4 protein-coding genes are annotated in these 4441 nt (G+C 71.4%); 3 read left to right on the top strand and 1 reads right to left on the bottom strand.

The genetic code is table 11. From position 1 onward, the window contains the following. Positions 1 to 824: diacylglycerol kinase family protein (locus KBX53_RS23630; protein WP_210861700.1), on the bottom strand; the 824-nt coding region annotated here is incomplete at its 3' end. Between the two features lie 124 nt (positions 825 to 948). On the opposite strand from KBX53_RS23630, the gene KBX53_RS23625 reads away from it, so the two are divergent. The 3 genes from KBX53_RS23625 to purD all read left to right on the top strand — a co-directional run. Then, the gene (locus tag KBX53_RS23625) at positions 949 to 2238 is read left to right on the top strand and encodes an adenylosuccinate synthase (RefSeq protein WP_210861698.1); all 1290 of its coding nucleotides are present in this window, start codon (positions 949 to 951) and stop codon (positions 2236 to 2238) included. Positions 2239 to 2415: 177 nt separating this feature from the next. After that, positions 2416 to 3345: a type IV toxin-antitoxin system AbiEi family antitoxin domain-containing protein gene (locus KBX53_RS23620; RefSeq protein WP_309140838.1), complete on the top strand. Its 930-nt coding sequence runs from the start codon at positions 2416 to 2418 to the stop codon at positions 3343 to 3345. Between the two features lie 99 nt (positions 3346 to 3444). Beyond that, positions 3445 to 4441, top strand: a 997-nt coding sequence (gene purD, locus KBX53_RS23615) for a phosphoribosylamine--glycine ligase (RefSeq protein ID WP_210861696.1), incomplete at its 3' end; no start/stop codon positions are given.

Here is a 4441-nt window from a genome sequence, read left to right as displayed (position 1 = left end):
TCGGCCGGGTCCGGCGCGGTCAGCAGCGTGACGTCGTCGAGCGTCGCGTACCCGCCGGCGTTGCCGACCGCGCAGGCCAGCAGCGGTTCCGCGCCGTCGGTGAGAATGGTGTCGTCGACCTCCACCCGGGCGCGCCAGTGCAGCGGCCGGCCGGCGTCGTCGGCGGCGCCGAGCAGCGCGCCGTCCAGGGTCACCGAGCCGCCGTCGTTGCGGAGCAGGTCCAGTCGGCGCGGCGTGCCGTCCAGCACCGCGGCGGCCACCGCCGCCGGGTCCCGGGGCAGCCCGAGCTGCGCCGCCAGGTCCCGGTGGGTGCCGCCACGGGCCGGGTCGAGCGGGAGTACGGCCACCGGCGGCAGGTCGGGCAGGGTCCGGTTGCCGGGCAGGTCCGCCGGGCGCTTGCTGGGCGCCGGGGCGTACCGCTTGACCAGCCGGCGCAGCACGGCCCGCAACTGCCCGTCGCTGGCCGTGGCGACGACCAGCCGGGTCTTGCTGTCCGGGTCCGGCCAGGTGAGGCCGTCCGGGCGGGCCGGGCCGTCGAACCGGGCCAACACCGCGTCGATCTCGGCGTCGGAGCGGGCGGTGATCGTCTCCACCCGGGCGCCCCGGGCGTTCAGCGCGTCGGCGCAGGCCAGCACCGGCACCCGTGGCCGTTCCGTCGCGCACTTTTCGGCTTCGGCCTGATCGCTGCTTGGCTGGCCGGCGTCGGTCTGGCCCGTCGGGGCGGTGTCGGCCCCCGTCGCGCCGCCACAGCAGGCCCCGCCGCTGCCACAGGCCCCGGGAGCGTCCCGCTCCGAACCGAGGGTGAGCAGCACCACGTCGTACACGGAAGGAGCCTCCTGCCTCTCGACGCGACCCCTGCCGGCCACGCCGTCATTACTTGTTAACCTGACACCCCGGGCTCGCCGAGCGGTCGCCACCTGGCACCCGAGCCTTCTGGAGGCGGAAAAGATGCCAGCGATCGTGCTCATCGGCGCTCAGTGGGGCGACGAGGGCAAGGGCAAGGTTACCGACCTGCTGGGTGAGCGGGTCGACTACGTCGTGCGCTACTCCGGCGGCAACAACGCCGGACACACGGTGATCACCCCGGACGGCCAGAAGTACGCGCTGCACCTGATGCCGTCCGGCGCGCTCTCACCGGACGCGATGATCATCATCGGCAACGGTGTGGTGGTCGACCCGAAGGTGCTGCTCGCCGAGATCGACGGCCTGGCCGAGCGCGGCGTCGACGTGTCCCGGCTGCGGATCTCCGGCGACGCGCACCTGATCATGCCGCACCACCGGGCGCTGGACCGGGTCATCGAGCGCTACCTCGGCTCGTCCCGGATCGGCACCACCGGCCGTGGCATCGGCCCGGCGTACGGGGACAAGGTCGCCCGGATCGGCATCCGCCTCCAGGACCTGCTCGACCCGGGCATCCTGCGCAAGAAGCTGGAACTCGCGCTGCGCGAGAAGAACCAGATCCTGTTCAAGGTCTACAACCGCAAGGCGATCGACCTCGAGGCGACAGTCGAGGAGTACCTGGAGTACGCGGAGCGGCTCAAGCCGTACATCGCGGAGACCCGGGCGATGCTCTGGGACGCCCTGGACCGGGGCGAGACGGTGCTGCTGGAGGGCGCCCAGGCCACCATGCTCGACATGGACCACGGCACCTACCCCTTCGTGACCTCGTCCAACCCGACCGCCGGTGGCGCCTGCGTGGGCGCGGGCATCCCGCCGACCGCGATCAACAAGGTCATCGCGGTGAGCAAGGCGTACACCACCCGGGTCGGTGCCGGGCCGTTCCCGACCGAGCTGTTCGACGCCAACGGGGACCACCTGCGCAAGATCGGCGCGGAGTACGGCACCACCACCGGGCGGGAGCGCCGGTGCGGGTGGTTCGACGCTGTCGTGGCCCGGTACGCCTGCCGCCTCAACGTCGTCACCGACCTGGTCATCACGAAGCTGGACGTGCTCACCGGGCTGCCCAAGGTGCCGATCTGCGTCGGCTACGAGATCAACGGCGTGCGGGTCGACGACATGCCGATGAGCCAGACGGACTTCCACCACGCCAAGCCGGTCTTCGAGGAGCTCGACGGCTGGTGGGAGGACATCACCAAGGCCCGCACCGCCGAAGACCTGCCGGAGAACGCCCGCCGCTACATCGCCCGGGTCGAGGAACTCTGCAACACCAGGGTGAGCGTCGTAGGCGTAGGCCCAGGCCGAGAAGAAAACGTCCACCTCCACCCCCTCCTGCCCTAACCCCACCCCCACCCTTCTGCGTCCCCCGGCTCGGTGATCAAGAAGTTTGCGTCAGATTTCTCCGTGAGATTGACGTAAAGCTCGTGATCACCGAGCCGGCGAGGGGGTTATCCACAGAGGTTCGGGAGTTGTCCACAGGGGCTTCGCTCGGGTGGGGTGGGTGGGCAGGGTGTGGGCGTGGGTGCGGATCAGCTTCTTCGCCAGATCGCGGCCGGGCAGGACGGCATGGTCACCATGGGCCAGGCATTGCGTGCCGGCCTGACCAGGGATCAGATCCGGCAGTTGCACCGCTCCGGCAGGTGGCAGCGACTTCTTCGTGGCTGCTTCGTCCCAGAGGCGGAGCTGACTGATTCGACTCGTCGGCGGGCGCGAATCCGCGCGGCGGTCATGAGCCTCGGTGCGGGTGCCTTCGCTGTTCTGGACTCTGCGTTGGAGCTGCACGGCATCGCCGGTCTTCGCCGGACGTCGCAGGTGCACGTCTCGGTCCCAGTCGACCGACCTCGGCCCCAGCGCTCCCTGGTGCCGTGGCTGACGGTGCATCAGGTGACCGTCGGTGCTGGCGACGTCGTCGAGGTCGCGGGCATCCCGGCGACCTCTCCGCTCCGCACCGTCGCGGACGTCATCCTTCGGGTTGATCGTTATCCAGCGGTCTCGGTCCTCGACTCGGCGCTGAACCGGTGCCGCATCGATCCGGCGCAGTTGGCGGCCTTCCCGGACCTGATCCGTGGGCGGCGGGGTGCGGTCGTGGCACGCGCCTGTCTGGCCGAGGCGGACGGTCGGGCGCAGTCGCCGCTGGAGACGCGTAGCCGGCTGCGGTGCGTGGACGGCGGAGTGCCGCCGGACACGCTGCAGTTGGAGGTGCGTGACGACGACGGCTATCTGCTCGGCATCGGCGACCTGGGCTGGCGCGGCTCAAGGCTGATCGCCGAGGCGGACGGTCGAGACGCGCACGGCACCCCGGAGGCCGCCTACGCTGCCCGTCGTCGCCAGAACCGCCTGGTCAATGCCGGCTGGACCATCCTCCGTTTCACCTGGCAGGACACCCTCGACCCCACCTACATCCCATGGACGGTCCGCCAGGCGATTACGGCCGCTCAGCGGAGGTGATCAAGAGGTTTGCGTCAAGAACGAGCCCATCACTGACGCAAACCTCTTGATCACCGAGGCTCGGCGGGAGTTTCGAGGGGGGACAGTAGGATCTCGGGCGTGCGGGTTCTTTTGGTGGGTGGCGGTGGGCGGGAGCATGCGCTCGCGCTCGGGTTGGCGGCGGATGCGGGCGTTTCGGCGCTGATTGCGGCACCGGGTAATCCGGGGATCGCGAGCGTGGCCGAGCTGCGGACGGTCACTGCGACAGACCCGGCCGCGGTGGCGGCGCTGGCCGTGGAGACAGCGGCTGACCTGGTGGTGATCGGGCCGGAGGCGCCGCTGGTCGCCGGGGTCGCCGATGCGGTCCGCGCCAAGGGCATCGCCGTGTTCGGTCCGTCCGGCGCGGCCGCCCAGCTGGAGGGCTCCAAGGCGTTCGCCAAGGACGTGATGACCGCCGCCGGTGTGCCGACCGCCCGGGCGTTCGTCTGCACGGACGAGGCGAGCACCGCTCGGGCGCTGGACGAGTTCGGCGCGCCGTACGTGGTGAAGGACGACGGGCTCGCCGCCGGCAAGGGCGTGGTGGTGACCGACGACCGGGCCGCCGCGCTGGCACACGCCAACGAGTGTGGCCGGGTCGTGGTCGAGGAGTTCCTCGACGGCCCGGAGGTCAGCCTCTTCGTGGTCACCGACGGCGAGGCGGCGCTGCCGCTGGTGCCGGCACAGGACTTCAAGCGGCTCGGCGACGGCGACACCGGGCCGAACACCGGTGGCATGGGCGCGTACGCACCGCTGCCCTGGGCCCCGGCTGGCCTGGTCGACGAGGTGATGCGCGACGTGGTGCACCCGACGCTGGCGGAGATGCGCCGCCGGGGCACCCCGTTCGCCGGTCTGCTCTACGTGGGGCTCGCGATCACCGCCGCCGGCCCTCGGGTGATCGAGTTCAACGCGCGTTTCGGTGACCCGGAGACCCAGGTGGTGCTCGCGCTGTTGGAGACGCCGCTGGGTGGGCTGCTGCACGCGGCGGCCACGGGCACGTTGGCCGAGCACCCGCCGCTGCGGTGGCGGGACGGCAGCGCCGTGACCGTGGTGCTCGCCGCGCCGGGTTATCCGGCCGCGC

It is taken from the genome of Micromonospora sp. M51, assembly GCF_018070305.1.
Taxonomy (GTDB): Bacteria; Actinomycetota; Actinomycetes; order Mycobacteriales; family Micromonosporaceae; genus Micromonospora; species Micromonospora parva.
The sequence above is the reverse complement of the archived record's forward strand: the minus strand, read 5'-3'. Positions and strand labels throughout refer to the sequence as shown.